This is a genomic window from Haloferax massiliensis, from assembly GCF_001368915.1.
In the GTDB taxonomy this organism is placed as follows: domain Archaea; phylum Halobacteriota; class Halobacteria; order Halobacteriales; family Haloferacaceae; genus Haloferax; species Haloferax massiliensis.
Window position 1 is genome coordinate 398,571 of record NZ_CSTE01000001.1, and the last position, 25,376, is coordinate 423,946.

A 25,376-nucleotide genomic window follows, 5' to 3' on the forward strand; every position below is an offset into this window, starting at 1 on the left:
GAATATTCGTGTGGGACGGGACGGGCGAGCGGTGGCCCGTTCCCGTCTCCGACTCGACCGTGAGTTCCTCCGCTATCCCCCAAGCGTATATCGGCGGCACGTCACGTACGCGCCATGCTCGCGTCCCTCACCCTCGCGTTGGTCTCGCTCGGCGTCGCCGTCGGGTTGCTCGGCACGCTCGCCGAATCCGACGACCCCGACGAGTACGATTACGTCGTCGCCAAGGACGGCAGCGGCGACTACGAGACGATTCAGGCCGCCATCGACGGCGCGAAGTCGTTCCCGCCGGACCGAATCCGCATCCTCGTCCGAGGCGGCGTGTACGACGAGAAGGTCGAAGTCCACGCGTGGAACCCCGACGTCACCCTCGTCGGCGAGAGCGCCGCAGAGACGGTCATCACCCACGGCGACCACTTCGAGAAAATCGACCGCGGGCGCAACAGCACCTTCTTCACCTACACGCTGAAGGTCCGCGGCAACGACTTCCGCGCCCGAAACCTGACCGTCGAGAACAGCGCCGGCCCGGTCGGACAGGCCGTCGCCCTCCACGTCGACGCCGACCGCGCCGTCTTCGAGAACTGCCGCTTCCTCGGCCACCAAGACACCGTCTACGCGGCCGGCGAGGGCGCGCGTCAGTACTTCTCGAACTGCGACGTCGAGGGGACGACCGACTTCGTCTTCGGCGGTTCGACCGCCGTCTTCGAGGACTGCCGCGTCCACTCGAAAGCCGACTCGTACGTGACGGCGGCCTCAACGCCGGAGAGCGAACCCTTCGGCTTCGTCTTTCTCGACTGCGAACTGACCGCCGACCCCGACGTGTCCGAGGCGTATCTCGGCCGTCCGTGGCGGAATTACGCCCGGACCGCGTTTATCCGCACCCGGATGGGCTCGCACGTGCTCCCCGCCGGCTGGCACAACTGGTCGCGCCCGGAAGCCGAGAAGACGGTCGAATACGCGGAGTACGACAGCCGAGGACCGGGTTCGGAGGGCGAGCGAGTTCCGTGGGCGACGGCGTTGACTGAGGCGGAGGCTGAGCGGTATTCGAAGGCGAACGTGTTGGGTTCGGAGGGTGATGGGGAGTGGTGGGACTGGGAGGAGTGAGAGTGCGAGTGGGGCGGGTCAGTTTCGACCGAAATCCGGCAACTGCTCGGCGACGAGACGCCTCGCTCGGCAGTTGGAGTTCGAGAAGAGCCTAGGCCGGGATTTGAACTCACTCGCAAATCAGAGATTTGCTCGCTGCTCAAATCCGGCTACGGCTTCTGCTCGTCACGTTGTTCCTCACAGAAAGCCTAGGCCGGGATTTGAACCCGGGGTCTCGTCCTTACCAAGGACGCGCTTTACCGCTAAGCTACCCAGGCAGGCATTCCTTGGTTGTCCGGGTTCCTCTTTAGGGGTTTCGATTCGAATCGCCCCGGAACCGTGGTAGCGTATGTCGATTAGCGGTCCGCGGCGGAGGTGACCGCGTCGTCTCCGCCGCCGCCTCGGTAGAGGGCCGCGATGCGCTCGACGGTCCCTTCGGAGACGGTCTCGTCGGCCGGCGGGAAGTCGCCGTCGTGGGTGTCGGCCAGCCCGGCGGCGTACTCCACGAGGGCGGTCGGCGGGGCCGAGCCGACGGCCGTGGTGCCGGCGACGACGGCGAGCGTGCAGATGTTCACTTCGAGTTCGCCGTCGAGGTCCGGGCGTGCCGCCTCGTCTGCCGAGCGGCGGCGGGTCTGGTCGCGGCCGAAGGCGCGGACCGTCTCGACGGCGTGGTCGGCGGCCTCGGTTCGGGCGAGGAGGTAGAAGCCGCGCGAGACGAGCACGTCGGCCGCGAGGATGTCGAGGTCGGCGTCGGTGTCCGCCTCGGGGGAGTCGAGGTGCGTCCACGGCTCGTCGTGGGCGAGCGACCGGGTGAGCCGGAGGCCCTCGTAGATGAGTTGCACTCCGGCCGCGCGAGGGGCCATCGCGTTCAGGTCGACCTTCGGTTCGACGGCCCGCGCGCTCACGAACGTGAGCACTGCCGGCGTCAAGGAGGCGGCGTCGAGGCGTTCGTCCAGCGCCGCGCGGAGGGCCTCGGGCTCGATGTCGGAGAGGGCCTCTCGCGCGGCCTCGCGGGCTCGCACGGCGTCGTCCATCGGCCGAGACTTACGGTTGGGAGGGCAAAGACCTTTGGAAAACCACGGCACAACGGGCGTATGATACGGACGACGGACGACGGCGACCTCCGGGTCGTGACCATCGACCGCCCGGCGCGACGGAACGCCCTCAGACCGGCCGACCTCGACGCGCTCGAAGCCGCGGTCGCCGACGCCGACGCGCCGGTCGTCCTCCTCCGGGGGAGCGGCCCGGCGTTCTGCGCCGGCGCGGACCTCGACAGCGTCGCCGACCTCGACGACCCCGAGGCGTTCGCAAAACGCGGCCAACGCGTCGCCGACGCCATCGAAGCCGCCGAGTCGGTCGTCGTGGCCGGCATCGAACTCGCGCTCGCCTGCGACGTGCGGGTGGCGACCCCGCGTGCGACCCTCGGCGAACCGGGCGTCCGACTCGGCCTGTTCGGCGCGTGGGGCGGGACGGTCCGCCTCCCGCGCGTCGTCGGCGAGGGTCACGCCCTCGAATTCTCGCTTTCGGGCCGCGTCGTCGACGCCGACGAAGCCCTCCGAATGGGTCTCGTCTCCCGAATCGTCGACGACCCGCGCGCGGTCGCGGCCTCGATGGCCGACAACGACCACCGGTCGCTCCGAATCGTCAAGGAGCGACTGCGCGACCGCGGCGACCGGGACGAACGGCTCGAACGGGAAGCCGCCGACTTCGCGGAACTGCATCGGGCGAACGCCGACGACATCGCGGCGGCGCGCGAGAAGTGAGTGTGAGTTCTGCGGGCGGGGCCGGAAGGGCGGTTCAGCGGCCGGTCACACGTCGAGCGCCGACGGCGCGGGCGGCATCGACCGCTTGTGGGCGCTCCCCTCGACGAGGCCGACCACGCGGTCGACCTGTTGTTCGGTCACGTCGAGGTGGCGGACCGTCGCGGACTTCGAGAGCGGGCCGTCCACGTGGAGCGCGAGAATCGCGTCGAGCGCGTCGTAGGTGAGGCCGAGTTCGCCCTCGTCGGTCTGGCCGGACCACATCTCGGCCGACGGCGTCTGCAACACGAGGTCTTCCGGGACGCCGACGTGGGCGGCCAGTTGGCGGACCTGCTGTTTGTAGAGGTTTCCGATGGGGTTGCAGTCGACCGCCTGGTCGCCGTACTTCGTGAAGTAGCCGGTCATCGCCTCGGCGCGGTTGCCCGTCCCGAGCACGATGCGGTTCTCGTGGTTGGCGACGAAGTAGTTGAGGACCGCCCGCGTGCGGACGTAGACGTTTCCGGCGGCCATGCGGTCGTCCGCCGCTTCGGGGAACGTGTCGAAGAAGGTCTCCGCGATGGGCTGAATCTCGACCACGTCGTACTCGATTTCCAGCATCTCGGCGACCCCCTCGGCGTCGCTCATCATGTCCTCAGCGTTTGCCACGCTCGGCATGACGAGGCCGTGGAGGTTCTCCTTCCCGAGCGCTTCGACGGCGAGGAAGGCGGTGAGCGTCGAGTCGATACCACCGGACAGGCCGAGGACGGCCCCGTCTGCGCCGGCGGCCTCGACGGTGTCTTCGATGAAGGTCGTGATGTGTTCGCGGTGCGCTTCGAGTTCCTCGTCGGAAAGCAGGAGGTCGAACGGTGCGTCCTCCGAGAGAACGTCGACGGATGTCATGGAACCCGGTTGGAACCGGGGGCCCAAATAGTCACGTGTCACGCGAAAACAATGGACGGGCGTCCAGTTTCCGCGGGGGTTCGATGGGGTGAAGCGCTACGTTCAAGTGCCCCCGCAGTCTACGAGTTTTTGCTTCGGAAGACGGTTCGAAGCGTAGCGCGCCGATGTGTTGTCGAACGACGTGAGACAACGCGCGGGGCGAACGAATGTGAGCGCCGATGGGTGACTGAACGAAGTGAAGTCAGCCACGGGGCGAATGCAATGAGCGCCGATGGTCCAGTGGTAGGACACGAGCTTCCCAAGCTCGGAGCCCGGGTTCAATTCCCGGTCGGCGCATTTCTACCGAGACAACGAGCGAGCAACCGCTCTGCGTGTTGCTCGTTCTTGTCGAGTGTGTATGCGGCCCGAGGGAATTGAAGCAGCGAGCAACGCGAAGCGTTGCGAGTGAGGTTCAATTCCCGGTCGGCGCACAACCTGTTTTACTGACAGTTGTCCGAACGGGGGCACATGGACATCGAGACGTCCCTCCTGTCGATTCGACGCTGGCTGATGGCACTCGCGCTGTTACTCACGGTTCAGATGTACACCGACGCAGTCGGCTGGAGCGGTCAGCCGGTCCGGCTCGCGCTACTGGGCGCGGGCGTCTACATCGCCATCGCGCTGTTACTCACCTTCTTCGAAGGATAACCCGCCGCGCCGACTCAGAAAAACAGGTTCTGCACGTCGTCGAACTGCGGAGACTCCGAGCGGAACACCGGCTCGCGGGCGGTCTGGCGAATCATCGCGTGGCGTTCGAGGGCCGAGTCGAATTCGAGAATCGCCCGCTCGATGTCGCGGGCGAGCGCGTCGATTTCGCCGTGGAGTTCGTCGTCGTCGGCCATGATACGCGTAGTTAGTCGAGGGCCGGTAAAACGGACTCGGCTGCGGGGCGTCACCGGAGCCGTCGGGTGCAGTTCCAGCAGAGGTCGAACGTGGCGTCGGCCTCGTTTTCGGCCCCGCAGTTCGGACAGATGCGCTCGCCCGTCGGCGTCGTCTGTACGCCAGCCTGCGAGCCGTCGTCGAGCGACGCCGCGATTTCGGGATGGACGTAGCGGTCCGTCCGGGCGGAGTCCCGACCGGTTCCCTCGCCCATCGTCGGCTCGCCGCCGTTGACGAGGTACCGATAGACCAGCAGCTGGAGCAGGGTCAACCCGAGGGCGTAGACGACGATCCAACCCCAGGTGTCCATCATACATTGACTTACGTTAGCATGCTATATCGGTTCTTCGGTCGAACGGGCCTACCGACGCTCTCGACGGCGGTCGCGGGCGATGCCGACGCGGCGGACTCGCGTCGAAAAGGGTTACTCGCGACGGTGGGACTGCACCGGTCCGTCGAGATTCCGGTCGAACTCGTCGAATGCCTCGATGTCGTCCGGGAGTTCGTAGGGTATCTCGCGCTCGTCGGCGCGGCGCTCGCCGCCGGCGTCGAGCGGTTCGGCAACCTCTTCGAAGCCGGGTTTCACCTTCACGCTCTTGGCGGGGGAGCCGACCGCGATGTGGTGGGCGGGCACGTCGCCCTGGACGACCGACCGCGCGCCGACGATGGCGTTCTCGCCGACGGAGACGCCGGCGTTGACCATCGCGTCGTAGGTGACGCGCGCGTCGTCGCCGATGGTCGTGTGGTAGTTCCTGACCTCGGTCTGGTCGACGGTGTCGTGGGAGTGGCTGTAGATGTGGGCGCTGTCGGAGATGGAGACGCGGTCGCCGATGGTGAGTTTCCCGCGGTCGTCGAGGTGGACGTCGTCGTGGATGACCGTGTTGTCGCCGACCGAGATGTTGTGGCCGTAGGAGAACGTGACGCCCTTGAAGATGCGGAGGTTGTCGCCGGCCTCCGCGAACAGGTGGTCGGCGAGCATCTGTCGGAACCGGAGGGCGAACGCGACGTTGTCGGCCATCGGCGTCGCGTCGAACTGCCGCCAGAGCCACTGGAGGTGCTTCGAGCGCTTGAACCGCTCGTCGTCCTTCTCGGCGTAGTACTCGGCTTCGAGCGTCGCGTTACAGGGGTCGTACCCCTGCAACCGAACCCGCGTCGCTGGCGAGACGGGCTTGCCGTTCTGCCAGCGCTCCCACGCCTCGCGGTCGCCGAACAGGTCGATGAGGGTGTCCCGAACGACCGTGCAGGTGTCTTCGTCCGAGGCGAGCCGACCGTCGACCTCGTCGATGAACGCCTGTAAGCCTTCTTCGGCGTCCGCCGGAAGCGAAACGTGGACCTTCGTCATTGCACCGTCGTAAGCCGTCGAGATTCAAAGGGATTCGGTTGTGCGAACCCCACGTCAGGCCTCCTCCGGGCAATACTGGCTGGTTCCGGGCGTTTGCGATGGGTGAAACCGAGCGCCCGCCGGGCCGGGGATTCCCACGAGACAAAAACAAAACACACCCAATAAGTCACCGGGCTTCTAAGGGCCGGACATGCACTACCGCGAACTCGGCACCTCCGGAATCGAAGTCAGCGAGGTCGGCTTCGGTGCGTGGGTCGTCGGGACCGATTGGTGGGGCGACCGCTCGGACGAAGACTCCATCGAGATGCTCCACCACGCCATCGAGCAGGGCATCGACTTCTTCGACACGGGTGACGTGTACGGCCACGGCCACTCCGAGGAGGTCGTCGGCGAGGCGCTTGCCGACTACCGCGACGAGGTCACCGTCGCCACCAAAATCGGCTACGACTTCTACAACAACCCGCAGGCCGGCCACGGCGAACTCCCCAAGGAGATAACCGGCGAGTGGGTCCGCGAGGCGACCGAAAAGAGCCTCGAACGCCTCGACATGGAGTACATCGACCTCCTGCAACTCCACAACGCGAACGTCGACGAGGTCACGCCCGACGTGCTCGAAGCCCTCGACGAACTGAAAGAGGAAGGTCTCATCGAGGCCACCGGCTGGGCGCTCGGCCCCTCCATCGGCTGGCTGGCCGAAGGCGACATGGCCATCGAAGAGGAGTTCGACGCGCTCCAAATCGTCTGGAACGCCTTCGAGCAGGACGTGGGCAACCACTTCCTCGACACCATCCGCGAGACCGGCTCCCCGACGAGCCTCATCGCCCGCGTGCCGCACTCCTCGGGCCTCCTGAACGAGCAGGTCCGCCCCGAGACCGAACTCGGCTCCGGCGACCACCGCGGCTTCCGCCCCGACGAGTGGTACGAGACGGGCTGGGAGAAACTCGAAGCGCTCCGCTTCCTCGAACGCGACGGCGAGCGGACCATGGCGCAGGCGTCCATCGCCTACCTCCTCGGCTACGACGAGACCGCGGCCGTCACGCCGACGTTCCGCACGAAAGACGACATCGACGAGTGGGCGAAGGCCTCCGACGTGCCGAAACTCACCGACGAGGAGCTAACCCGCGTCGAGGAACTGTACGCGGACAACTTCGGCATCGACCGCTTCGACGGCATGGACGCGCTCCGCTCGTCGGTCGACGGCGAGGACATCCGCGCGGCCGGCCTCGACAAGCGCGTCGCGAAGGGCGCGCGCAACGAAGCATAATGGGTCGCCTGAAGACCCTCCTCGGCGTCACCGCGGTCGCCCACGTCGCGCTCGCGTGGCTGGTCAGCCTCGACGCCAAGAAGCGCGGCGACGACGCCGGCCGCTGGATAGCGCTGACGCTCCTCACCGGCGTCGTCGGTGCCGCGAAGTACGTCCGCGACGGCCGCTGACGACGGCGGTCCCGCGGCGACTCGGTCGCGCGTTCGCTCGGTTCGTTTTCCGCCGTTCCGGACGCTCACGAGCCCTCCCTTCCGATATATATCTAACTTATAAGGCTACTACACCCCCGCCGTCGAACCCGACCGGTACGGTCGCCGCGGCGCGCTCGCGCCGGGGCGACGCGCACACCCGAACATGTCGAATTCAGCATCTCCTTCCACCGAGACGCGGTCGGAGCGCGCGTACAGAACCTACCCGCTGGGCGTCCGAATCGTCGAGCACGACGACCCGGACGAGGAGGGCCGACGGTACGGCTTCCGCGCGCCCGACCACGCGGGCCGCGAGTTCGCGGACGCCGACACGGCCGCGCTCTACGCCGACGTCTACTTCGACGTGAACGGCTTCGTCGAGGCCGGCACGGGCGACCGCGGCGTGCCGCCGGAAGTCATTCAAGCGGGCCGCGACACCCTCGCGGCGTACTTCCTGACGCAACCCTACGCCGACGCCGACTGGGTGGCGTCGTTCTACGGGAAAAAGCGGGCGCGAATCGAGCGCTACGTCGCGGCCGTCCGACGGCGCGCCGAGGAGATTCGAGACGGCGTCAAGGCGCTCGAACGCGAGGGGACGTCCGTCGCGGACGACGCGTCCGTCGGAGGCCGAATGGGGACCGATATATAGTCCACACAACGCTCACCCACGGACAATATTACAATAGGTATCCAATACAAAATTAAAGGGCGGGAGAACGGAGTGGTTCGACCGCATGGTGGAGTTTACTCGGCGAACCCTCATGGCATCGTCCGTCGCCGCCGCGCTCGGAGCGAGCGTGGCAGGCGTCGGTCAGGCGGCTGACCCCGACGACCCGAACACGCCGCGCGCACCGCTCGTTCGGGGCGAACTCAAGCGCTTTTCGACGACGGCGTTCGGCGCGGAGGTGACGGGACCGTTCGTCTTCGGCGACGGGACGCTCCTCTACAGTCTCCAGCACCCCGACCGCGAGAACCCCGCGCCCTACGACAAGGCGGCTATCGGCTACTTCTCCGGCTTCCGGTTCTCGTTCGACGGCGAGAGCGGCTTCGACGAACTCCCGACGCCCGAGACGGACGAGGAGCGGCGAACGGTCCGGTCCGCCGCCGGCGACTACGAGATTCTGGCCCGCGAGCGCGACCCCATCAACGGCGGGTCGGAACTCCTCGGCGTCCCGCAGACGCCCGACGGGACGAACATCACGAGCGACCGGTTCAGCGGGTCGAAGTACGCCGACGCGGGCTACACCCCCGACTGCAACCAGTTCGTCGCCACGGACGACGCGGGGACCGAGGGCTACCTGTTCACCAACTGGGAGGCGAGTCCGGGTAACGTCTCGCGGATTCCGCTCAGTCGGGACGACGACGGGTCGTGGACCGCCGACCTCGAAAACGCGCTGAACCTCGCCAACACCGACGCGCTCCGCGACCTCGGCGGGACGCGAATCAACTGCTACGGCGACCTGAGCCCGTGGAACACGATGCTGTCCGCCGAGGAGAACTACGGTCACCCGCGCGTCTCGCTGACCGCGACCGTCGGCGACATCGTCGAGAAGGGGACGGGCAAAGGGCTCCGCGGCGCACACGAGTTCTGGAACCGGCCCAACCCGACCGAGATTCAGGCGGCCGTCGACGACTACTACGGCGACGAGTCGTGGTTCGTCCAGAGCTACTGGGCGGTCGCCGGCGTCGAACTCCTCGCGTACTACCTCGGCGCGGAGCCGGTCGACCAGTCCGGCGACGGCAACGACCTGACGCCCATCGGCGACGTCTACCCGAACCCGTACCGGTACGGCTACATCGTCGACGTCCGCGAACCGGCCGCCGAGACCCCCGAGCCGGTCAAGTACTACGTCATGGGCCGGGCCGCGTGGGAGTGCCCCGACGTGCAGTCCGACGAGCGGACGGTCTACCTCGCCTCCGACGGCGACAGCAAGGGCGTCTACAAGTTCGTCGCCGACGAGCCGATTCCGAGCTACGACGACCCGATGGACCTCGCCGGGACGCTCTACGCGCCGTACGTGACGAACCGCGACGCCGCGGTCGAAGCGCCCCCGGCAGACGTGAACCTCGAAATCGAGTGGGTCGAACTCGGGCACGCGACCAACGCGGAAGTCGCGGCGTGGGTCGCGGAGTACGACGGCATCACGCAGGTCGACTACCTCGAAACCCACACGGACTGGACCGAAGGCGACGAGGTGACGGCGGAACTCCTCGAAGCCGCCGACAGGGCGGTCGTCGAAAACGGCAACCGCGACTACGTCACCGACGAGGAAATCGTCGAGTGGGCCGACCAGTACGAGACGCGCGGCCCCGCCGGCGTGGACGAGGTGCTCAGGCGCGTCCCCTTCATCGAGACCCGCGCGGCCGCCAAGGAAATCGGCGCGACCATCGAGTTCAACAAGGCCGAGGGAATCGACAGCGTCGACGGCGCGGAACCCGGCGACTACGTCTACTTCGGCATCTCCGAACTCAACGACGACATGTCGAACGACGCGGGCGACCTCCAGCTCCAGCGCGTCGACGGGGGCGTCGTCTACCGCGCGGAACTGGAGGCCGATTACGACATCTCGACGCTCGAACCCGTCATCGTCGGCCCCGACGCGAGCGACCCCGCCGCCGTCGCCGACGACGCGCTCATCAACGTCGACAACCTCGACGTGATGGACGACGGCCGCGTGCTCTGTTGCGAGGACGCCGACCAGTTCGGCCGCTCGTACAAAAACGACTGCCTGTACGTCTACACGCCCGAAGACGGCGACCGCGGCCACGGGAACGACCCCGACGGCGACGACGCCGACAACCCGGGTCGAGGCGACGGTGACGGCAATCCGGGACGCGGCAACGGGAACGGAAACAGCAACTAACCCGCCTCGCTCGGACGCGGTTTTTTGTATTTAGAGGGACACGTTCGACCGATGGTCCTCGAACGGTTCGGTTCGGTACTCTCCCGCGAGGCCCGCGTCGTCGCCCGAAGCCCGCCGCTCTTGGGGGCGGTCACCGGGGCGTGGTTGATGCTCATCGCGCTGATGATGGGGCTCGAAGCGCACCTCGCAGTCGTCTGGTTTCTCGTCGTCGCGCCGTCGGTGATGGCGCTGGCGTACGGCGGGCGGCGCGTCCTGCGTCGCGTCCGCGGCGACCCCGACGGCGAGTGGACGCGGGCGTCGGACGGTTCCGGGTACGACCCGGTCGACGACGAGTCTGCCATCGAGCGACTGCGGGAGCGCTACGCCGCCGGCGACCTCTCCGACGAGGAGTTCGAGCGCCGCCTCGCCAGACTTGTCGAGACCGAAGACCTCCTCGCCGGGCCCCGGTCACGGACGCGGGCGACCGACGAGTCGGAACCGACGTTCGAGCGGAACTGAAGCCGATTCGAGACCGAAAAAGCCACAACGCTCGACCGAGTTCGGGACGACCATGCGCAGTTCACTCGTCGACGTGCTCCCGGACCTCCTCGAACTCCTCGTCTTCGGCCTCGGCAGCGCGGGGCTCTCCCTCGCCGGCGCGTACATCGAGCGCTTCGCGTTCGTCACCTTCGAACAGGGCAACGTCGAAATCGCCGCGTGGGCGGTCGTGATGGGCGCGGTGGCGCTGTACTTCGCGTACAACGTCGGCACCGACAAAGTCCGCCCGAAGCTCCGAGACGTTCGCGCCGCGCTCGCGTAGGAGAAAAAACCGCGTTCTGATTTTCGACCGCCTCAGGCGAGGAACACGTGTCGCGGCCGGTCCGCGAGCACGTCGCGGCCCCACTGGACCGTGTCGCGGAACGCGTCGGAGCGGAAGAACTCCATCGCGTCGTCCTGCGAGCGCCACTGGCTGGCGATGAACATGTCGTCTTCGTCCTCGACGTTGACCATCAGGTCCGTGTCGAAGTGGCCGTCCATCTCTTCGAGGAGGCCGCCGACGGTGCCGAACTTCTCGACGAAGTCGCCGCGGTGTTCGGACTTGACGGTGTAGAACATCCCCATCGTGCCGAAGCCGGACTCCTCGCCGGCGCGCTCGACGATGCCGGGAAGCTCCGAGAGGAAGCCCGCGGCGGTCTCGGCGGCCGACGCCGTCTCCCAGATGGAGACGACGGCGACCCGCCCGCGCTCGTTGGCCTCGTAGACGGCCGTCTTGACGTGCGTCGGGTAGTGGTCGAAGTTGCCCCGGAGGCCCTCGACCTCCTCGAACAGCTCGTCGGCGTCGGCCTCGGAGTAGAGGACCGTCGCGTACACGTCCTCGCCGTGGGGCTTGCCGGCGTAGATGTTCAGCTCTTCGAGCTGTCCGCGGATGTCTTCGTCGTCGCCGTCGTCGCCGTGGTGGTGTCCACCGTCGTCGCCGTCGCCGTGGTGGTGGCCGTCACCGCCCTCGCCGCCGTGGTGGCCGCCCTCGCCGCCCTGATGGCCGCCCTCCCCGTGCGCGTGCGCGCCGTGGTGGGACTCGTCTTCGAACTCGCTCGTCGGGACGCCGTCGCCCGCGAGGAACGCGCCGAGGTCGGACGGCGGGAAGCGCCGGCCGACGTAGAACTGGCCGAACTCGCCGTACTTCGAGGACACCTCGTCGAAGCGCATCTCGTAGACGATGTCCTTGATGTCGGTCGGGTCGTCGCCGAACAGCGTGACGCCCCACTCGTAGTCGTCGAAGCCGACCGAGGAGGCGATGACCTGCTTGATCTTCCCGGCGTACTTCCGGCCGGTGTCGCCGTGGGTCGACATCAGCTCGCGGCGCTCGTCGAACGAGAGGTCGTACCAGTTGTGCTCCTCGCCGCGGCGCTTCGACATCGGGTAGAAGGACATGTAGGTGTCCTCGGGGATGTCGGGCTTGAGTTTGCCCTCGATGTAGCGGAGCAGTCCCGTATCGATGTCCTCCTCGTTGCCCTCGAAGTAGTCGTCCGAGACGTAGCCGGACACCTCGGTGACGGAGACGTAGGAGGTCGGCTGTTCGGTGAAGGCCGCGAGCGCGGTCCGCTCGAACTGCCGTTCGGCGCGGGAGACGTCGTCCAGCGTCGGCCGGAAGTGAACGACCACGAAGTCCGCCTTGTGGCCGAGGACGGAGAAGACGGCGGACGCGCCCGCCTCGGCGTCCTCGACCGCCTCGTGGGCGTCGAGGTACGCGACGCCCTCCTCGATTGCGCGGCGGCGCTCGTGTTCGGGCGCGTCACGCCACGCGTCCCAGTCGACGGTTCGGAAGTCGTGCAGCGCGAACCAGCCCTCGTCGGTCTGTGGGGCCTCTACCATACCGTGGCCTAGGGAGTCATCCGGTATTGAAGTTGCGAGTCGTTTTCGCGGTTCGAGAACCGTCGAAGGAAAGCGGGACGGCTCCGGTCGGAGCGGTCAGGAGGGCCGTCGCCCCCGACCGAGGCGCTCAGCCGAGGAGCGTCGGCCCGAATATCATGAGCACGAGCGACGCGAGCATCGTGAGGCCGATGGAGGTCGTGATGGTGCGGACGACGGTGTGGGGGTCGTCGACCGGGAGCCGCGAGACGACGGCCTCGGCCGAGGTCCGCAGGATTCGACCGCCGTCGAGCGGATAACCGGGGATGCAGTTGAAAAGCCCCAGTTGGAGGTTAATCCACGCCGTCCAGAACAGGACGTTGGCGACGATGAAGACGCCGCCGCCGAGGAAGCCGAGCGGGCCGCCGACCTGATAGAAGTTGACGACCTGCCCGGTGAAGCCGGGGAAGTTCGGAATCCCGAGGACGACCGACGCGAGGGGCAACAGCAGCGACACGTAGACGAGTTGGAGGGGCGACCCGGCGAAGGCGGTCGCGAGGCCGCCATCGCCGCCGTCACCGCCGAGAAGCGAGAGGTACGTCCCCGCGGGGTACTCCTGCGTGCCGAAGTCGGTCAGGAGCAGGCCGCTCGTCCCCTGGAAGATGTTGACGCCGAGGAAGCCGTTGCCGTCCTGGTCGTTCGTGCCGAGCGTCACCTGCACCGTCTCGAAGCCGCCGTCGCGGTAGACTTCGACGGCGACGGTCTGGTCGGGGTCGGTCCGGTCGAGCGCCTGCTGAAGCTCCGTCGAGGAGGTGATGCGCTCGCCGTTGAACGACGAGACGATGAGGGGTTGGGTCGTCCCCGTGGCGTTGTACAGCGGGCTGTTCTCGGCGACGTTGGTGATGTAGGCACCCACCGGGATGGTGCGCTCGCCGGCGGAGGTGTCGAGGCGGGCGAACCGCGAGTCGCCGACGGCCGACTCGAAGTCGGCGCGCGTCGAGACGGCGGTCCCGTTGACCGCGGTCACGCGAATCGGGTCGCTGCCGGACTCGACGGTCAGGTTCGCCGGGTTGCCGGCGACGGAGCCGGCGACGACGAGTTCGCGCGTGACCGAGATGGTCCGCTCGCCGTCGAGTTCGACCGACACCGTCTCCGCGTCCGTGCCGAGGAGCGCGGCGTCGAGTTCCCGCGTCGTGTTGACCGGCGTGCCCTCGATGGCGGTCACGCGGTCGCCGCCCGAGATGCCCGCCGCGTCGGCCGGCGACCCGGCGTACGCGCCGGAGACGGCGACGCCGGGCGCGACCGAGATGGAGCCGATGACCGGGCCGAAAAGCAGGGCGAACGCGACGAGCGTGACGGCGAAGTTGTTCGTCACGCCGGCGGCGAACATCCGCGACTTGCCGCCGCGGTCGGCGCGGCGCTGGCTCTCCTCGGAGGGTTCGACGAACGCCCCGACGGGGAGAATCGTCAGGAGGACGACGCCCATCGACTCCACGTCGATGCCCTCGACGCGGCTGAGGACGCCGTGGCCCCCCTCGTGGACGACGAGGCCGACGAGGAGGCCGAAGAGGATTTCCGGCGCGACCGAAAGCGGGAGGAAGTCGTTGACGCCGGGGATGACGAGGAAGTTCTGCGGCTGGTTCACCTGCGTCGGGGCGGGCGGGTTCTGGAGGATGACGACCGCCTGATAGACGAGGAGGACGAACGTCCCGACCATGATGACGAGGGCGATACCGAGGCCGACGTTACTCCACGCCCGCCAGAACCGCTTGGGGGCGGCGATTCTGTCGAGGAGTTCGCGGCCGCGACGGGTGTGGACCGTCGTGAGGGGACCCTGGACGCGGACGTACTCGGGGAGGATACCACGAGCACGCAACAGCGCCGCGAGGAGAGAGTAGGCGATGAAGCCGGCGAGAACCCAAAGCAGCGTGTTCATCGCCCGAAGGGAAGCGGCGCGCGCCAAAAGGCGTTCGGGTTACGATTCCACCGTTCGGGTCACGGTACCGCGTTCGACGAGCGCGAGCGCCGACCCGGCCCGCGACCGAGAGTCGGGTTACTCGTCGTCGTCGTCGCCGGGCGACTCGATTTCGACTTCGACCGCGCCGTCGTCGTCCGCGTCGGTCTCGTCGTCGCTCGCGTCGGCAGTCTCGTCTGCCTCGTCCGTCTCGTCGTCGGAGGCGGCGTCGTCCGTTTCCTCCTCGGGGTCGTGTTCGACGGTGACCGTGGCGTCCTCGTCGTCGGTCGCGTCGTCCGCGCCGGTCTCCTCGTCGGCCGCCGTCTCGCCCTCGGCGGGGTCGTCGGCGAGCGCGATGTCGGTGAAGGAGTCGCCGGACGACGAGCGAAGCCGAGAGACGGCGTAGGCGACGCCCACGAGGAGCAACGCGACGAGGAGCAGACGGCCCCACGAGCGGCCGCCCGAGGAGTCGTCGTCGACGGACGCCTGTTCGGAGTCGGCGTCGAACTCCTCCAGTTCGACGTCGAATTCGTCTTGCGATTCCTCCACGGACCGGATGAAGTCGATGAGAGACATGTGAACTGTGATGCGGCGAGGCCGCGGTAGGCGTCGTTCGCGGGGGAACGAGCCCGTCTCACCGTACGCGCGTCGGGGACATAAGTCGTCCCCCAGAAGGGTTTTAGCCACCCCGGCGACGAACGGGAACCGTGTTCGACAGTTCCCGCTACGAGGTCCGACAGAAGGTGTCCATCAGCAACAAGTACGTCGTCTACGAGGGCGACGACCCCGTCCTCTCGGCGAAGCAAAAGAAGTTCAAACTGAAAGAGGACTTCCGGCTGAACGACCATGACACCGGCGAGGAGCGGTTCCGCGTCAAGGCCGACAGCGTCCTCGACGTGTCGGCGGCCTACGACATCGTCGACAGTCGGACCGGCGAGCGCGTCGGCGCGGTCAAACGCGGCGCGTTCTCGTTCGCCAGACACACCTACCAACTGCTCGGCCCCGACGGCTCGGTCGCGGGGCGAATCGTCGAGGACAGCGTCCCGATGGCGGTCGCCAGACGGCTCGTCACGACGCTCATTCCGTTTTCCTACCGCATCGAGGACGCGACAGGAGCGTCGGTCGGCGCGGTGGACGGGCAGTTCTCGCTCCGGGACAAGTACACCGTCGACGTGGACCGCGAGCGAATCGACCCGCGACTCGCCGTCGTCGGCGCGGTCGTCATAGACGCCATCGAGGAGAACTGACGGTCCGGTGAGGGTGGTGGCGAGGGACGAGGAGTCAGTCTTCGCGGCGGAGTCGCGCGACGACGAAGTCGCGCTCTAGCTCGCCGAGGAACTCGCCGAGTCGCGGTCCCTGTTCGGCGTCGAAAAACAGGCGGTAGCCGGCGGCGAAGAAGTCGCCCATCTCGATGCCGTGGCGGCGCGCGGTCTCGTAGATTTCGCCCTGAATCGCCTCGCCGTCGTGGTTCTCCTCGACAAAGTCCGCCAGTTCGTCGAGCGCGGCCTCGACCGCGGGGTCGAAGTCGAACGCGGGGAGGTCGACCTGCAGGCGGTAGTTGTACTGGTTGTCCATCTTCTCGGCCCAGCGGCGGGCGCGCTCGACCCGGCCGAGCGCCTCCTCGACCGCCTCGTCGGGCGTGTCCTCGTCGAAGAAGCCCTCGTTGCGGGCCATCTTGACGCGCAGGTCCTCGTCGTCGGTCATGCCGAGGACGGCCGCGAACGTGTACGGGAGCCGAACCCGGTCCTCGCGGACCTCGTCGACGACGAACGGGTAGGCGCGCTCGGCGAAGCGGGTCAGGCTCTCGTCGTCGACCTCGCCGAAGTAGGCGCGCTCGAAGCGGTCGAAGTCGTCAACGAGCTGGTCGAGCCGCGTGAGGTCGAGGTCGCGGGCCTTCCGCGGGTTGAGCGCGAAGAAGTACCGGAGCACCTCGGGTTCGAGCAGGTCGAGCATCTCCGCGACGGTGACGATGTTGCCGGCGGACGACGACAGCGCCTCGCCGTTGAGCGTGAACCACTCGTACACCATCGGCACCGGCGGCTCGATTCCGAGGACGTTCTCGGCGATGTCCTTGCCGGAGGGCCACGAGCCCTCGGCGTGGTCCTTGCCGAACGGCTCGAAGTCGACGCCGAGGACCTGCCACTGGCCGGGCCACTCGAAGCGCCACGGGAGCTTGCCCTCGCGGAACGTCGCGGTCCCCTCGTGGCCGCAGCCGTCGATGGTGTTGTCGCCGACGGTCATGTCGGTACAGACGTAGTCGACGGTGCCGGCGTCGAGGTCGATGTCCGTGACCGTCTCCGTGATTTTGCCGCACTCGGCGCAGACGGGGTTGAAGGGGACGTAGTCCTCGTCGACCTTCGACTGGTACTCGCCCAGCACCTCGCGCGCGGTGTCGGCGTGTTCGAGGACGTGTTCGACCACGGGGTCGAAGTCGCCGTTCTCGTACAGTTCGGTGTTGGAAATCATCTCCACCGGGACGCCGAGGCGGTCGGCGTCGGCCTTCAGGAGCGCCGCGAAGTGCGCCGCATAGGACTCGGTCTCGCCGAACGGGTCCGGAATCGACGTGTACGGCTTGCCGAGGTTGCGGCCGAGCGCGCCGGCGTCGACCTCGCCGAGGCCGACGATGTTGCCGTCGGCGTCCGCGAGCTTTCGCGGGAGCTTCCGGAGGGGGTCCTTGTCGTCGCTGGTGAACACCTGCCGGACCTCGTGGCCGCGCTCGCGGAGCACCTCGGCGACGAAGTAGCCGCGCATAATCTCGTTGAAGTTGCCGAGGTGAGCCACGCCGGACGGGGAGACGCCGCCCTTGATTACGACCGGCTCGTCGGGGTCGCGGGCCTCGATTTCGTCGGCGACCTCGTCGGCCCAGAAGCCGTGGTGATTGGCGTCCGCGTCGCCGTCGCCGTCGGTCGCGTCCGCGGCGGGAGCGTCGCCGCGAGAGGGGTCGTTCGTCGCCATCTCAGGGTGCCCAGTAGGTCGGTTCGTCGCCGCCCTCGGGGATGATGTCGGTGCCCGTGTGCTCGCCGCGGAGGACCGCCGGCGTGATGCGGTCGGGGTCCGTGCCGTCGAGGACGATGGTGCGCATCTTCGCGCGCTCGATGAGCTTCGCGGCGAGGAGGTCGACCGGGGCGGACGAGCCGGCGTTCATCTCGATGTCGCCGATGACGTCGACGAGCTCCGCGGCGGTCATCTCCTCGAACTTCGTCGCGTCGGGGTCGGATTTCGGGTCGGCGCTGAACACGCCGTCGACGCTGGTCGCGTAGACGAGCAGGTCGGCGTCGACGTACTCGGCGAGCGCGGCCGCGACGGCGTCCGTGGTCTGGCCGGGCATGACGCCGCCCATCACCGAGATGTCGCCGCGCCGGATGGCGTCGCCGGCGTCCTCGTAGTCGTGGGCGACCTTGGGGTCGACCTGCGAGCCGAGCGCCGCGATGAGCAGGCGGGCGTTGATTCTGGTCACGTCGATGCCGATCTGGTCGAGTTGAACCTCGTTCGCGCCGAGGTCACGGGCCGCGCCGATGTAGTCGCGGGCGACGCCGCCGCCGCCGACGACCGCACCGATTTCGCACCCGTCCCGCGCGAGCGTTTCGACGACGGAGGCGTGACCCTCCACGCGTCGAGCGTCGAGGTCCGGCGCGAGCACGCTTCCGCCGATGGAGATGACGACTCTCATTGCACACGGGTATCCGTGACCGCATCTTAAGGGTTATCAACTGCGAGACGCCCGTGTCGGGGGCTTTAAACCACTCTCGCGGCGACTACGAGTATGCGACTCGTCACCGTGGAGACGGTTACGCTCGTCGTCGTCGGGTGGGTGCTCGCTCTCGGCGCGATGCTCGTCCGCCACCGCCGCGGCGAGGTCGACCGCAGGACCGTCTTCAACTGGGCGCTGGTGGCCTGTTTTTCGGTCGGCTGGGCGCTCTGGCAGTTCGACACGTTGCCCGCGACGGCCGACACGTCCGTCGGCGCGGCGGCCCCGTGGCTGGCGACGCTCCTCGGCCTCGTCGGCGCGGCCGTCGCCGTCCACCTCTACCGAACCCGCCCGCGCCCCGAGGCGCGGGAATCGGAGCCGACACCCGAGTCCGACGAGGCCGGCACGGAGCAATCTTAAACCGGCGCGGGCCGTCCTTCGGGTATGCACGTCCTCGGAATCGTCGGCGCGGGCGCGACGGCGCTCTGCGACCGACTCGCCGCGCAGTTGGACGGCCGCGTCGCCACCGTGGAATCGCTCCCCGAGAGCGCGACCGAACCGGAATCGACAGACGGCGTCGCCGCCGCGTACGGTCTCTCGCCGGACGGTAACTGGGTCGGTACCGGCGACGACCGCGGCCTCGATAGCCTCCTCGACGACCTCTCGGCGGCGTACGACTACGCGCTCCTCTCGGGGTTCCCCGACGCGCGCGTCCCGACTCTCGCGCTCGCCGGAGCCGACGCCGCGAACGTCATCGCGGAGGCCGAAACGGCGGAATCGGCTGACGTGGCGTCGCTCGCCGCCGAAATCGACTCGCGCGAACCGCACGTCACGCTCGAAACGCTGGTCAAGCGCGCGAAGGCCGACCCGCTCGAAGTGTACGCCGGAGCGATTGCGACCTTCACCGGGCGGGTGCGCGCGAAGGAGTCCGAGGGCGACGACCCGACGCTCAGCCTCGAATTCGAGAAGTACGACGGGGTGGCGGAGTCGAAGATGGCCGCGATATCTGAGGAACTGGAGGAGCGCGACGGCGTTCTCCGCGTCCTCATGCACCACCGGGTGGGCGTCGTCGGCGACGGAGAAGACATCGTGTTCGTCGTCGTCCTCGCGGGACACCGCCGAGAGGCGTTCCGGACGGTCGAAGACGGCATCGACCGCCTGAAAGACGAGGTCCCGATATTCAAGAAGGAGACGACCACCGACGAGGAGTTCTGGGTCCACGACCGATGAGGCGGAGCGGATTATCCACGATACGCGGATAGTCGCGACGACGGGGGAATCGGCCGATATTGCGGCATCTATTTCCGCAAAATGAGGCGTCAGACGGGGTGAAACGGCGCGTATTCGACCCAATGTATTCAAGACATTATTTTTAGAAAGAATCCCTCAAAGACGGTTCTAAAAAATCTAAGACGGTCTCAAAGATTCCTAAAACGAACCCTTTTGGTCGATTCAGGCTGAAAGCGGCCGAACTAATTCTAACGGACCTTCCTTTATAACAGGTGATGGGTCGATAGGTGGAAGTGAGGTGTACCAGATGAGCGCAACAGTACCCCCCTCCACCGACAGTAGCTCCAAGGAAGACCGCCTCAAGCAGTACCTGCTCGACCGTGCGAAAGACGGCGAGATGTACTTCAAGAGCAAATTCATCGCCGACGACGTCGGCCTGTCTCCCAAGGAAATCGGCGCCCTGATGGTCAAGCTCCGCGACTCCGCGACGGAGCTGACCATCGAGAAGTGGTCGTACACGAGCGCGACCACGTGGCGCGTCGAGACCGCCTGAGAGCACGCACTGCCCGCCCCGACCGACGCCAGCGCCCAGACGACGCGCACCGCCCGGTCCCCGGACGAACTGACCCCGACCCCGACAGCCCGCGACCCCGCGGTAGCCCCGCCGAGCGCGCTCGGACCCCGCGCCGAGACTCGACTCGACCGCCCGCCGGCCGGCCCCGCTCGGCTCGTGACTCCGACGAGCCGGCCCCCCTCCTCGCGGCGCAGAGTGCCGAACTCCTCGCACCCCGCCGGAGCGGCCTCCACCACACACCCCCGGTGACGGCCCCCCGCCCGCGGCGACGCCCGCACGGTTTCGCAGCGCTTCGTTTTTCAGTGCGACGCAGACGCCCCGAGCGACCGCCTCCCGCGCCGCCGTCGCCGGGTCGGTTCGGAGTCCCGTCACGGGATTTATGCACGTCGCCCGCCTACTGCACGTCGATGGTACAGTCCGAATCGGCGGACGGACCGCCGGTGGAGGCGCTTCGCGCCGTCTTCGACGTTCACGAGGTGCGGTCAGACGGTCGCCGTCGAATCTACTACGGCGAGTCGCTCGTCCCCGAGCAGATGCTCGTCCGCGAAATCTGGCCGTCGTTCCGGGAGGCCGGCTACGACGTGCAGGTGCAGGTCGCGGAACTCGGGGAGACCGACGTGGTCGTCGTCGAACCCGCCTCGCAGGGCATCGAGGGAGTCCCGTGGAAGAACATCACGCTGTTCGCGCTGACGATTCTCTCGACGCTCTTCGTCGGCGCGTACGCGTGGTACTATATCCCGCTTTCCGACATCACCGCGAACCCGCTCGTGATGCTTCGGGCGTGGCCCTTCACCGCCGCCGTCCTCGGCGTCCTGTCGGTCCACGAACTCGGCCACTACGCGGTCGGCCGATACCACGGCGTCAACGTCTCGCTGCCCTACCTCATCCCGTTTATCTTCCCGTTCGGCACGCTCGGTGCCATCATCCGCATGCGCGGGCAGATGCCCGACCGGAAGACGCTGTTCGACATCGGCGTCGCCGGCCCGCTCGCCGGCCTCTGTGCGACGGTCGTCGTCACTATCATCGGCCTCTCGCTCGAACCGATGACCGTCCCGAGCGAGGTCCTCGGCCGGTCCGGGGACATGATCATCTTCAACAACCCGCCGCTCCTCGACGCCATCGCGACCGTGCTCGGTCGTCCAACGGAGTACGCCGACCCCCGGACCGTCGTCCACCCCGTCGTCATCGGCGGCTGGGTCGGGATGTTCTTCACGGTCCTCAACCTGCTCCCGGTCGGCCAACTCGACGGCGGCCACATGGTCCGGGCGATGCTCGGCGAGCGCCAGGAGTCGCTCGCGGCGGCCGTGCCGCTCGTCCTGTTCGGCATCGCCGGCTACCTCCACTACGTCCGCGGCCTCGGCCTCAACCAGTCCGTCGGCCTGTGGTTCTTCTGGGGCCTGATGTCGACGTTCATCGCCTACAACGGCCCGGCGAAACCGATAGACGAGACGCCGCTCGGAACGGGCCGGATGGCCGTCGGCCTCTTTACGTTCGCCCTCGGTGCGGCGTGCTTCCTCCTCGTGCCGATTCAGGTCATTCCGGGATAGCGCGCGGGCGGACTCGACACCGATACCGACCGAAAAACAGCTAGTCGCCGCCGTGGGTGTAGCCGCGGTCCGGAACGGCCTCGCCGTCGGCGACGACGGCCTCGGCGGGTTCCTCGACGACCTTCCCGACCACCGTGAGCGGTACGTCGGTCGCGTCGCGGGCGGCGTCGAGCGCCGGCTCGGGGAGCGTAAAGACGAGTTCGAAGTCCTCGCCGAAGAACGCCGCGAGGTCGCGTCTGTCGTCGGAATCGGTCGCCACCTCGGCGACGCCGTCGTGGACCGGCAGCGCGTCGAAATCGAGTTCGAACCCGCAGTCGCTGGCCTCCGCAAGTTGGTGGACCGACCGGGCGAGGCCGTCGCTCGAATCCATCATCGCCGTGGCAGACCCGCGGAGGGCGACGCCGGCGGCGACGCGGGGCGTGAACCGAAAGAGGTCGTTGGCGCGGTCTGTCTCGCCCGCCTCGAACAGGCGGACGGCGGCGGCGGAGCGGCCGAGTTCGCCCGTGACACAGAGCACGTCGCCCGGGGTCGCGCCAGAGCGGCGAACCGGGTCGTCGGTGCGGCCGATGGCCGTCGTCGCCGTGGTGAACTCCCGGTGGGTGTCGAGGTCGCCGCCGACGTACTCAGCGCCGACCGCCTCGCAGACGTCCCGCGCGCCCCGGACGAAATCGCCGAGTTCCGTCTCGTCGAGTTCGACGGCGGCGTAGGCGGCGACGGCGCAGGTCGCGCTCGCGCCCATCGCGGCCACGTCCGACAGCGACGCGCCGACGGCCCGCCAGCCGGCGGTGTAGCGGGTCGTCCCCGCGGGGAAATCCGTCGTCTCGTGGAGCATGTCGGTCGTGACGACAAGGTCGTCCACGACGGCGGCGTCGTCGCCGGCACCCGGAAGGTCGGCGGCGAGCAGTCTGAGAGCGGCGCGCTCGTCCATGTCTCGGACGTGTCGGGCGACGCGGAAATGTCCACCTATCCGCCGGTGAGCGGCGTCACAGGTTCGGACGACGAGGTGCGGAACGGCGACGGCGTCCGCGACGGACCTGTTTCTCGGCCGTCGAATCCGGTGACTTAATGCCCGTCGTAGACGCATCCCCAGCAAATGGCCCGCGAGAACATCCGCGCGACGGTGCTCGGTTTCGCAGCGGCGATCGTCGTCTTCGCCGTCCTGTTCTACTTCGCGGGCGTGGACGAGCTCATCGACCGGGTGACGATGGCCGATCCGGCCTATCTGGTCGCTATCCTCGCCATCACGCTCGTGTGGCTCATCGCGTGGGGGGCGTCGCTGAAGACCGTGCTCGGCGTGCTCGGCGTGGACATCTCGGCCGTCCGCTCGTTTCTCATCTTCACGGGCGCGACGTTCTCGAACAACATCACCCCGTTCGGACAGGCGGGCGGCGAGCCTGTGACGGCGCTTCTCATCTCTCGGAGCGCCGACACCGAGTACGAGACCGGGTTGGCGGCCATCGCCAGCGTCGACACCCTCAACTTCGTCCCCTCTATCACCATCGCGCTCATCGGGGCGGGCTACTACGCCACGGAGGTGACGCTCGGCCGCAACCTCGAAATCGCGCTCGTCGCCGTGGTCGGCCTCGCCGTCGGCGTGCCGGCGGCCGTCTACGTCGCGTGGAAGCGCCGCTACGACCTCGAACACCGGCTCATCGGCGTCCTGACGCCGGTCATCCGAACCGTCTCGCGGTACGTCCCGCGGATGTCGGTCCCCACGAACGACGGTATCGAGCGCCGCATCAACGGCTTTTTCCGCTCTATCGAGCGCGTCGGGCGAAACCCGCGGGGACTGGCGGTCGCGCTCGGCCTGTCGGGGGTCGGGTGGTTCTGCCAGATGGTCGCGCTCTGGGTGGCGTTCCACGCCATCGGCGCGCCCATCGCCTTCTCCATCGCGCTGTTCGTCGTCCCCATCGGGGCCATCGCCGGCGTGACGCCGCTTCCCGGCGGCGCGGGCGGCATCGAGTGGACGCTCGCCATCCTCGTCGCCGCCGCGAGCCCCGCCGTCTCGTTCGACGTGGCGACCGCGGGCGTCGTCGTCTTCCGCGGGTTCATCTACTGGGTGCCCGTCGTCCTCGGCGGCCTCGTGATGAGCACGGAGAGCGCGCGCGGGTGGCGGTCCTGACGGCGCGATACGGGCTGTCACCCCGGCGCACGCCGGGCGGGGCGCAGGAGCCTCCAACCGCCCGTATCGGGCGAATACGATGCCTTTAAACGCCGCGATTATGAACCAATAGCCATGGTAACCATCTATGACGTCCCGGCGGACGCCCTCATCGAGGAGGTCGCCGGACGACTCGAGGACCGTATCGAGCAACCCGACTGGATGGCCTTCGCGAAGAGCGGCCAGACCCGCGAGCTCCCGCCCCAGCAGGACGACTTCTGGTACGTCCGCGGCGCGAGCCTGCTCCGCAAGGTCGCCATGAACGGCCCCGTCGGCGTCGACCGCCTCTCGACCGAGTACGGCGGCCTCAAGCGCGGCACCAACCGCTACAGCGTCTCCGGTGCGCACAGCGACGCCGGCAGCAAGAACATCATCCGCACGCTCCTCCAGCAGCTCGAAGAGGAGGGCCTCGTCGAGACCGCCAAGGGAGAGGGTCGCCGCATCACCGCCGAGGGGACGAGCTTCCTCGACAACGCCGCGTCCGACGTGCTCTCCGACCTCGACCGTCCGGAACTCGAACGCTACGCGTAGAGCCGCCGACACACACCGAGAGTTCTTCTTCGACGGCGGATTCCCCGAGAGCCGTCTGTATGCGGGTCCGTAATGGTTTTCAGACATCGGACCGTGCGCTAGGGTATGAGTGGCAGTCCCGACGATGAGCGACTGGAGGAGCTTCGAAAGAAGAAGATGCAGGAACTCCAGGAACAGCGGGGCGGCGGACAGGGTTCCGCGGAGCAACAGCAGGCCGAGGAGGCCGCCCAACAGCGCGCCGAACAGCAGAAGCAGGCGCTTCTCAAACAGCATCTGACCGACGAGGCCCGCCAACGGCTCAACGCGGTGCAGATGTCCAAGCCGGAGTTCGCAGAGCAGGCCGAGCGGCAAATCGTCGCCCTCGCCCAGAGCGGGCGCATTCAGGGCCGCATCGACGACGACAAGATGAAGGCGCTCCTGAAGGAGCTGCAGCCCGAGTCGAAGAGCTTCAACATCCGCCGCCGGTAACACGTGGAACTCGCGCTCCTCTACAGCGGCGGCAAGGACTCCTCGCTGGCCGCACTGCTTCTCGACGCCTTCTACGACGTGACGCTCGTGACCGTCCACTTCGGGGTCACGGAAGACTGGACGCACGCCCGCGACGCGGCGGCCGAACTCGGCTACGCCTTCGAGACGCTGGAACTCGACCGCGAGGTCGCGGCGGCGGCGACCGCCCGCATGGTCGAAGACGGTTACCCCCGCGGCGGCATCCAACACGTCCACGAACACGCGCTCGAAGCGGTCTGCGGCCTCGATTTCGACGCCGTCGCCGACGGCACCCGCCGCGACGACCGCGTCCCCTCTATCTCGCGGGCGCAGGCCCAGAGCCTCGAAGACCGCCACGGCGTCGACTACCTCTCGCCGCTTTCGGGGTTCGGCCGCGGCGCGGTCGACCGCCTCGTGGCGTCGCATCTCGACGTCGAAACCGGGCCCTCCGAGGAGATTCCGAAGGCCGACTACGAGGGCGAACTCCGCCACCTCATCGCCGCCGAACACGGGCGGGCGGCGGTCGACGAGGTGTTCCCGGACCACGTCCAGAGCTACGTCCACGGCCGGCGCTGAGGGCGG

At 67.9% G+C, this 25,376-nt stretch carries 29 protein-coding genes and 2 tRNA genes; 19 read left to right on the forward strand and 12 right to left on the reverse strand.

What is annotated here, in order from left to right; translation table 11 throughout:
* Positions 1 to 114: 114 nt before the first annotated feature.
* Positions 115 to 1,101 (forward strand): pectinesterase family protein, encoded by a 987-nt coding sequence (locus BN996_RS01865; RefSeq protein ID WP_089776915.1) that lies wholly within the window; start codon positions 115 to 117, stop codon positions 1,099 to 1,101.
* A 185-nt stretch (positions 1,102 to 1,286) separates the two neighbouring features.
* Here the strand turns inward: BN996_RS01865 and BN996_RS01870 are convergent.
* Together BN996_RS01870 and BN996_RS01875 are read right to left on the reverse strand one after the other, a co-directional pair.
* Positions 1,287 to 1,358 (reverse strand) — tRNA-Thr (locus BN996_RS01870).
* Between the two features lie 78 nt (positions 1,359 to 1,436).
* A complete protein-coding gene (locus BN996_RS01875; RefSeq protein ID WP_089776916.1) occupies positions 1,437 to 2,114 on the reverse strand; it encodes a DUF7114 family protein in 678 nt (225 codons plus the stop codon).
* Between the two features lie 60 nt (positions 2,115 to 2,174).
* Between BN996_RS01875 and BN996_RS01880 the strand changes: the two genes are divergently transcribed.
* A complete protein-coding gene (locus BN996_RS01880) occupies positions 2,175 to 2,843 on the forward strand; it encodes an enoyl-CoA hydratase/isomerase family protein (protein ID WP_089776917.1) in 669 nt (222 codons plus the stop codon).
* Positions 2,844 to 2,888: 45 nt separating this feature from the next.
* Here the strand turns inward: BN996_RS01880 and BN996_RS01885 are convergent, their stop codons facing one another.
* Positions 2,889 to 3,719: an NAD+ synthase gene (locus BN996_RS01885; protein WP_089776918.1), complete on the reverse strand. Its 831-nt coding sequence runs from the start codon at positions 3,717 to 3,719 to the stop codon at positions 2,889 to 2,891.
* Positions 3,720 to 3,984: 265 nt separating this feature from the next.
* Between BN996_RS01885 and BN996_RS01890 the strand changes: the two genes are divergently transcribed.
* Positions 3,985 to 4,055: transfer RNA gene (locus BN996_RS01890), tRNA-Gly, on the forward strand.
* A 171-nt stretch (positions 4,056 to 4,226) separates the two neighbouring features.
* Positions 4,227 to 4,406 (forward strand): hypothetical protein, encoded by a 180-nt coding sequence (locus BN996_RS01895; protein ID WP_089776919.1) that lies wholly within the window; start codon positions 4,227 to 4,229, stop codon positions 4,404 to 4,406.
* Positions 4,407 to 4,420: 14 nt separating this feature from the next.
* Here BN996_RS01895 and BN996_RS01900 read toward each other — a convergent pair whose 3' ends face one another.
* From BN996_RS01900 to BN996_RS01910, 3 genes are all read right to left on the reverse strand, one after another.
* A complete protein-coding gene (locus BN996_RS01900) occupies positions 4,421 to 4,600 on the reverse strand; it encodes a hypothetical protein (RefSeq protein ID WP_004967471.1) in 180 nt (59 codons plus the stop codon).
* 50 nt (positions 4,601 to 4,650) lie between these two features.
* Positions 4,651 to 4,947: a DUF7577 domain-containing protein gene (locus tag BN996_RS01905; RefSeq protein ID WP_089776920.1), complete on the reverse strand. Its 297-nt coding sequence runs from the start codon at positions 4,945 to 4,947 to the stop codon at positions 4,651 to 4,653.
* Between the two features lie 114 nt (positions 4,948 to 5,061).
* Complete coding sequence (locus tag BN996_RS01910; protein ID WP_089776921.1) at positions 5,062 to 5,979, reverse strand: acyltransferase; 918 nt, start codon at positions 5,977 to 5,979, stop codon at positions 5,062 to 5,064.
* 190 nt (positions 5,980 to 6,169) lie between these two features.
* Here BN996_RS01910 and BN996_RS01915 point away from each other — a divergent pair, with 190 nt between their 5' ends.
* The 6 genes from BN996_RS01915 to BN996_RS01935 all read left to right on the forward strand — a co-directional run bounded on the left by BN996_RS01915 (position 6,170) and on the right by BN996_RS01935 (position 11,094).
* The gene (locus tag BN996_RS01915) at positions 6,170 to 7,243 is read left to right on the forward strand and encodes an aldo/keto reductase (RefSeq protein ID WP_089776922.1); all 1,074 of its coding nucleotides are present in this window, start codon (positions 6,170 to 6,172) and stop codon (positions 7,241 to 7,243) included.
* A complete protein-coding gene (locus BN996_RS19935; protein ID WP_006601108.1) occupies positions 7,243 to 7,413 on the forward strand; it encodes a hypothetical protein in 171 nt (56 codons plus the stop codon). The genes BN996_RS01915 and BN996_RS19935 overlap by 1 nt, the downstream gene beginning before the upstream one ends.
* Before the next feature lie 184 nt (positions 7,414 to 7,597).
* A complete protein-coding gene (locus tag BN996_RS01920; RefSeq protein WP_089776923.1) occupies positions 7,598 to 8,080 on the forward strand; it encodes a hypothetical protein in 483 nt (160 codons plus the stop codon).
* 85 nt (positions 8,081 to 8,165) lie between these two features.
* Complete coding sequence (locus BN996_RS01925) at positions 8,166 to 10,295, forward strand: alkaline phosphatase PhoX (protein ID WP_089776924.1); 2,130 nt, start codon at positions 8,166 to 8,168, stop codon at positions 10,293 to 10,295.
* A 51-nt stretch (positions 10,296 to 10,346) separates the two neighbouring features.
* The gene (locus BN996_RS01930) at positions 10,347 to 10,793 is read left to right on the forward strand and encodes an SHOCT domain-containing protein (protein WP_089776925.1); all 447 of its coding nucleotides are present in this window, start codon (positions 10,347 to 10,349) and stop codon (positions 10,791 to 10,793) included.
* Positions 10,794 to 10,845: 52 nt separating this feature from the next.
* Positions 10,846 to 11,094, forward strand: coding sequence for a DUF8151 family protein (locus tag BN996_RS01935; RefSeq protein WP_089776926.1), 249 nt, complete (start codon positions 10,846 to 10,848; stop codon positions 11,092 to 11,094).
* 32 nt (positions 11,095 to 11,126) lie between these two features.
* Here the strand turns inward: BN996_RS01935 and BN996_RS01940 are convergent, their stop codons facing one another.
* The 3 genes from BN996_RS01940 to BN996_RS01950 form a co-directional block, all read right to left on the reverse strand.
* Positions 11,127 to 12,647 carry a heme-binding protein gene (locus tag BN996_RS01940; RefSeq protein ID WP_089776927.1) on the reverse strand — a complete coding sequence of 507 codons (1,521 nt, stop codon included), beginning with the start codon at positions 12,645 to 12,647 and terminating at the stop codon, positions 11,127 to 11,129.
* 127 nt (positions 12,648 to 12,774) lie between these two features.
* Entirely contained in the window at positions 12,775 to 14,559 is a 1,785-nt protein-coding gene (locus tag BN996_RS01945) for a site-2 protease family protein (protein ID WP_089776928.1), read from the reverse strand.
* Positions 14,560 to 14,676: 117 nt separating this feature from the next.
* On the reverse strand, positions 14,677 to 15,153 hold the full coding sequence (locus BN996_RS01950) for a hypothetical protein (protein WP_089776929.1): 477 nt from the start codon (positions 15,151 to 15,153) through the stop codon (positions 14,677 to 14,679).
* A gap of 131 nt (positions 15,154 to 15,284) precedes the next feature.
* Between BN996_RS01950 and BN996_RS01955 the strand changes: the two genes are divergently transcribed.
* Positions 15,285 to 15,824 (forward strand): LURP-one-related family protein, encoded by a 540-nt coding sequence (locus tag BN996_RS01955; protein ID WP_089776930.1) that lies wholly within the window; start codon positions 15,285 to 15,287, stop codon positions 15,822 to 15,824.
* Between the two features lie 34 nt (positions 15,825 to 15,858).
* Here the strand turns inward: BN996_RS01955 and lysS are convergent, their stop codons facing one another.
* Positions 15,859 to 17,532: a lysine--tRNA ligase gene (gene lysS / locus BN996_RS01960; RefSeq protein ID WP_089776931.1), complete on the reverse strand. Its 1,674-nt coding sequence runs from the start codon at positions 17,530 to 17,532 to the stop codon at positions 15,859 to 15,861.
* Between the two features lies 1 nt (position 17,533).
* Entirely contained in the window at positions 17,534 to 18,247 is a 714-nt protein-coding gene (gene pyrH / locus BN996_RS01965; protein WP_089776932.1) for a UMP kinase, read from the reverse strand.
* A gap of 93 nt (positions 18,248 to 18,340) precedes the next feature.
* Here pyrH and BN996_RS01970 point away from each other — a divergent pair, with 93 nt between their 5' ends.
* The 4 genes from BN996_RS01970 (at position 18,341) to BN996_RS01985 (ending at position 21,616) form a co-directional block, all read left to right on the forward strand.
* The gene (locus BN996_RS01970; RefSeq protein WP_089776933.1) at positions 18,341 to 18,685 is read left to right on the forward strand and encodes a hypothetical protein; all 345 of its coding nucleotides are present in this window, start codon (positions 18,341 to 18,343) and stop codon (positions 18,683 to 18,685) included.
* 24 nt (positions 18,686 to 18,709) lie between these two features.
* Entirely contained in the window at positions 18,710 to 19,495 is a 786-nt protein-coding gene (locus BN996_RS01975) for a molybdopterin synthase (RefSeq protein WP_089776934.1), read from the forward strand.
* Positions 19,496 to 19,802: 307 nt separating this feature from the next.
* Positions 19,803 to 20,048, forward strand: a complete 246-nt coding sequence (locus BN996_RS01980; protein WP_049920675.1) for a DUF7123 family protein — start codon at positions 19,803 to 19,805, stop codon at positions 20,046 to 20,048.
* Between the two features lie 428 nt (positions 20,049 to 20,476).
* Positions 20,477 to 21,616: a site-2 protease family protein gene (locus tag BN996_RS01985; protein WP_089776935.1), complete on the forward strand. Its 1,140-nt coding sequence runs from the start codon at positions 20,477 to 20,479 to the stop codon at positions 21,614 to 21,616.
* Positions 21,617 to 21,656: 40 nt separating this feature from the next.
* Here the strand turns inward: BN996_RS01985 and thiL are convergent, their stop codons facing one another.
* A complete protein-coding gene (thiL, locus tag BN996_RS01990; protein ID WP_089776936.1) occupies positions 21,657 to 22,544 on the reverse strand; it encodes a thiamine-phosphate kinase in 888 nt (295 codons plus the stop codon).
* A 165-nt stretch (positions 22,545 to 22,709) separates the two neighbouring features.
* Between thiL and BN996_RS01995 the strand changes: the two genes are divergently transcribed.
* The 4 genes from BN996_RS01995 (at position 22,710) to BN996_RS02010 (ending at position 25,370) form a co-directional block, all read left to right on the forward strand.
* Complete coding sequence (locus tag BN996_RS01995; protein WP_089776937.1) at positions 22,710 to 23,738, forward strand: lysylphosphatidylglycerol synthase transmembrane domain-containing protein; 1,029 nt, start codon at positions 22,710 to 22,712, stop codon at positions 23,736 to 23,738.
* A gap of 114 nt (positions 23,739 to 23,852) precedes the next feature.
* Positions 23,853 to 24,308, forward strand: coding sequence for a 30S ribosomal protein S19e (locus tag BN996_RS02000; RefSeq protein ID WP_089776938.1), 456 nt, complete (start codon positions 23,853 to 23,855; stop codon positions 24,306 to 24,308).
* A 105-nt stretch (positions 24,309 to 24,413) separates the two neighbouring features.
* Positions 24,414 to 24,776: a DNA-binding protein gene (locus BN996_RS02005; RefSeq protein WP_089776939.1), complete on the forward strand. Its 363-nt coding sequence runs from the start codon at positions 24,414 to 24,416 to the stop codon at positions 24,774 to 24,776.
* A gap of 3 nt (positions 24,777 to 24,779) precedes the next feature.
* Complete coding sequence (locus BN996_RS02010) at positions 24,780 to 25,370, forward strand: DUF7411 family protein (protein ID WP_089776940.1); 591 nt, start codon at positions 24,780 to 24,782, stop codon at positions 25,368 to 25,370.
* Positions 25,371 to 25,376 lie beyond the last annotated feature (6 nt).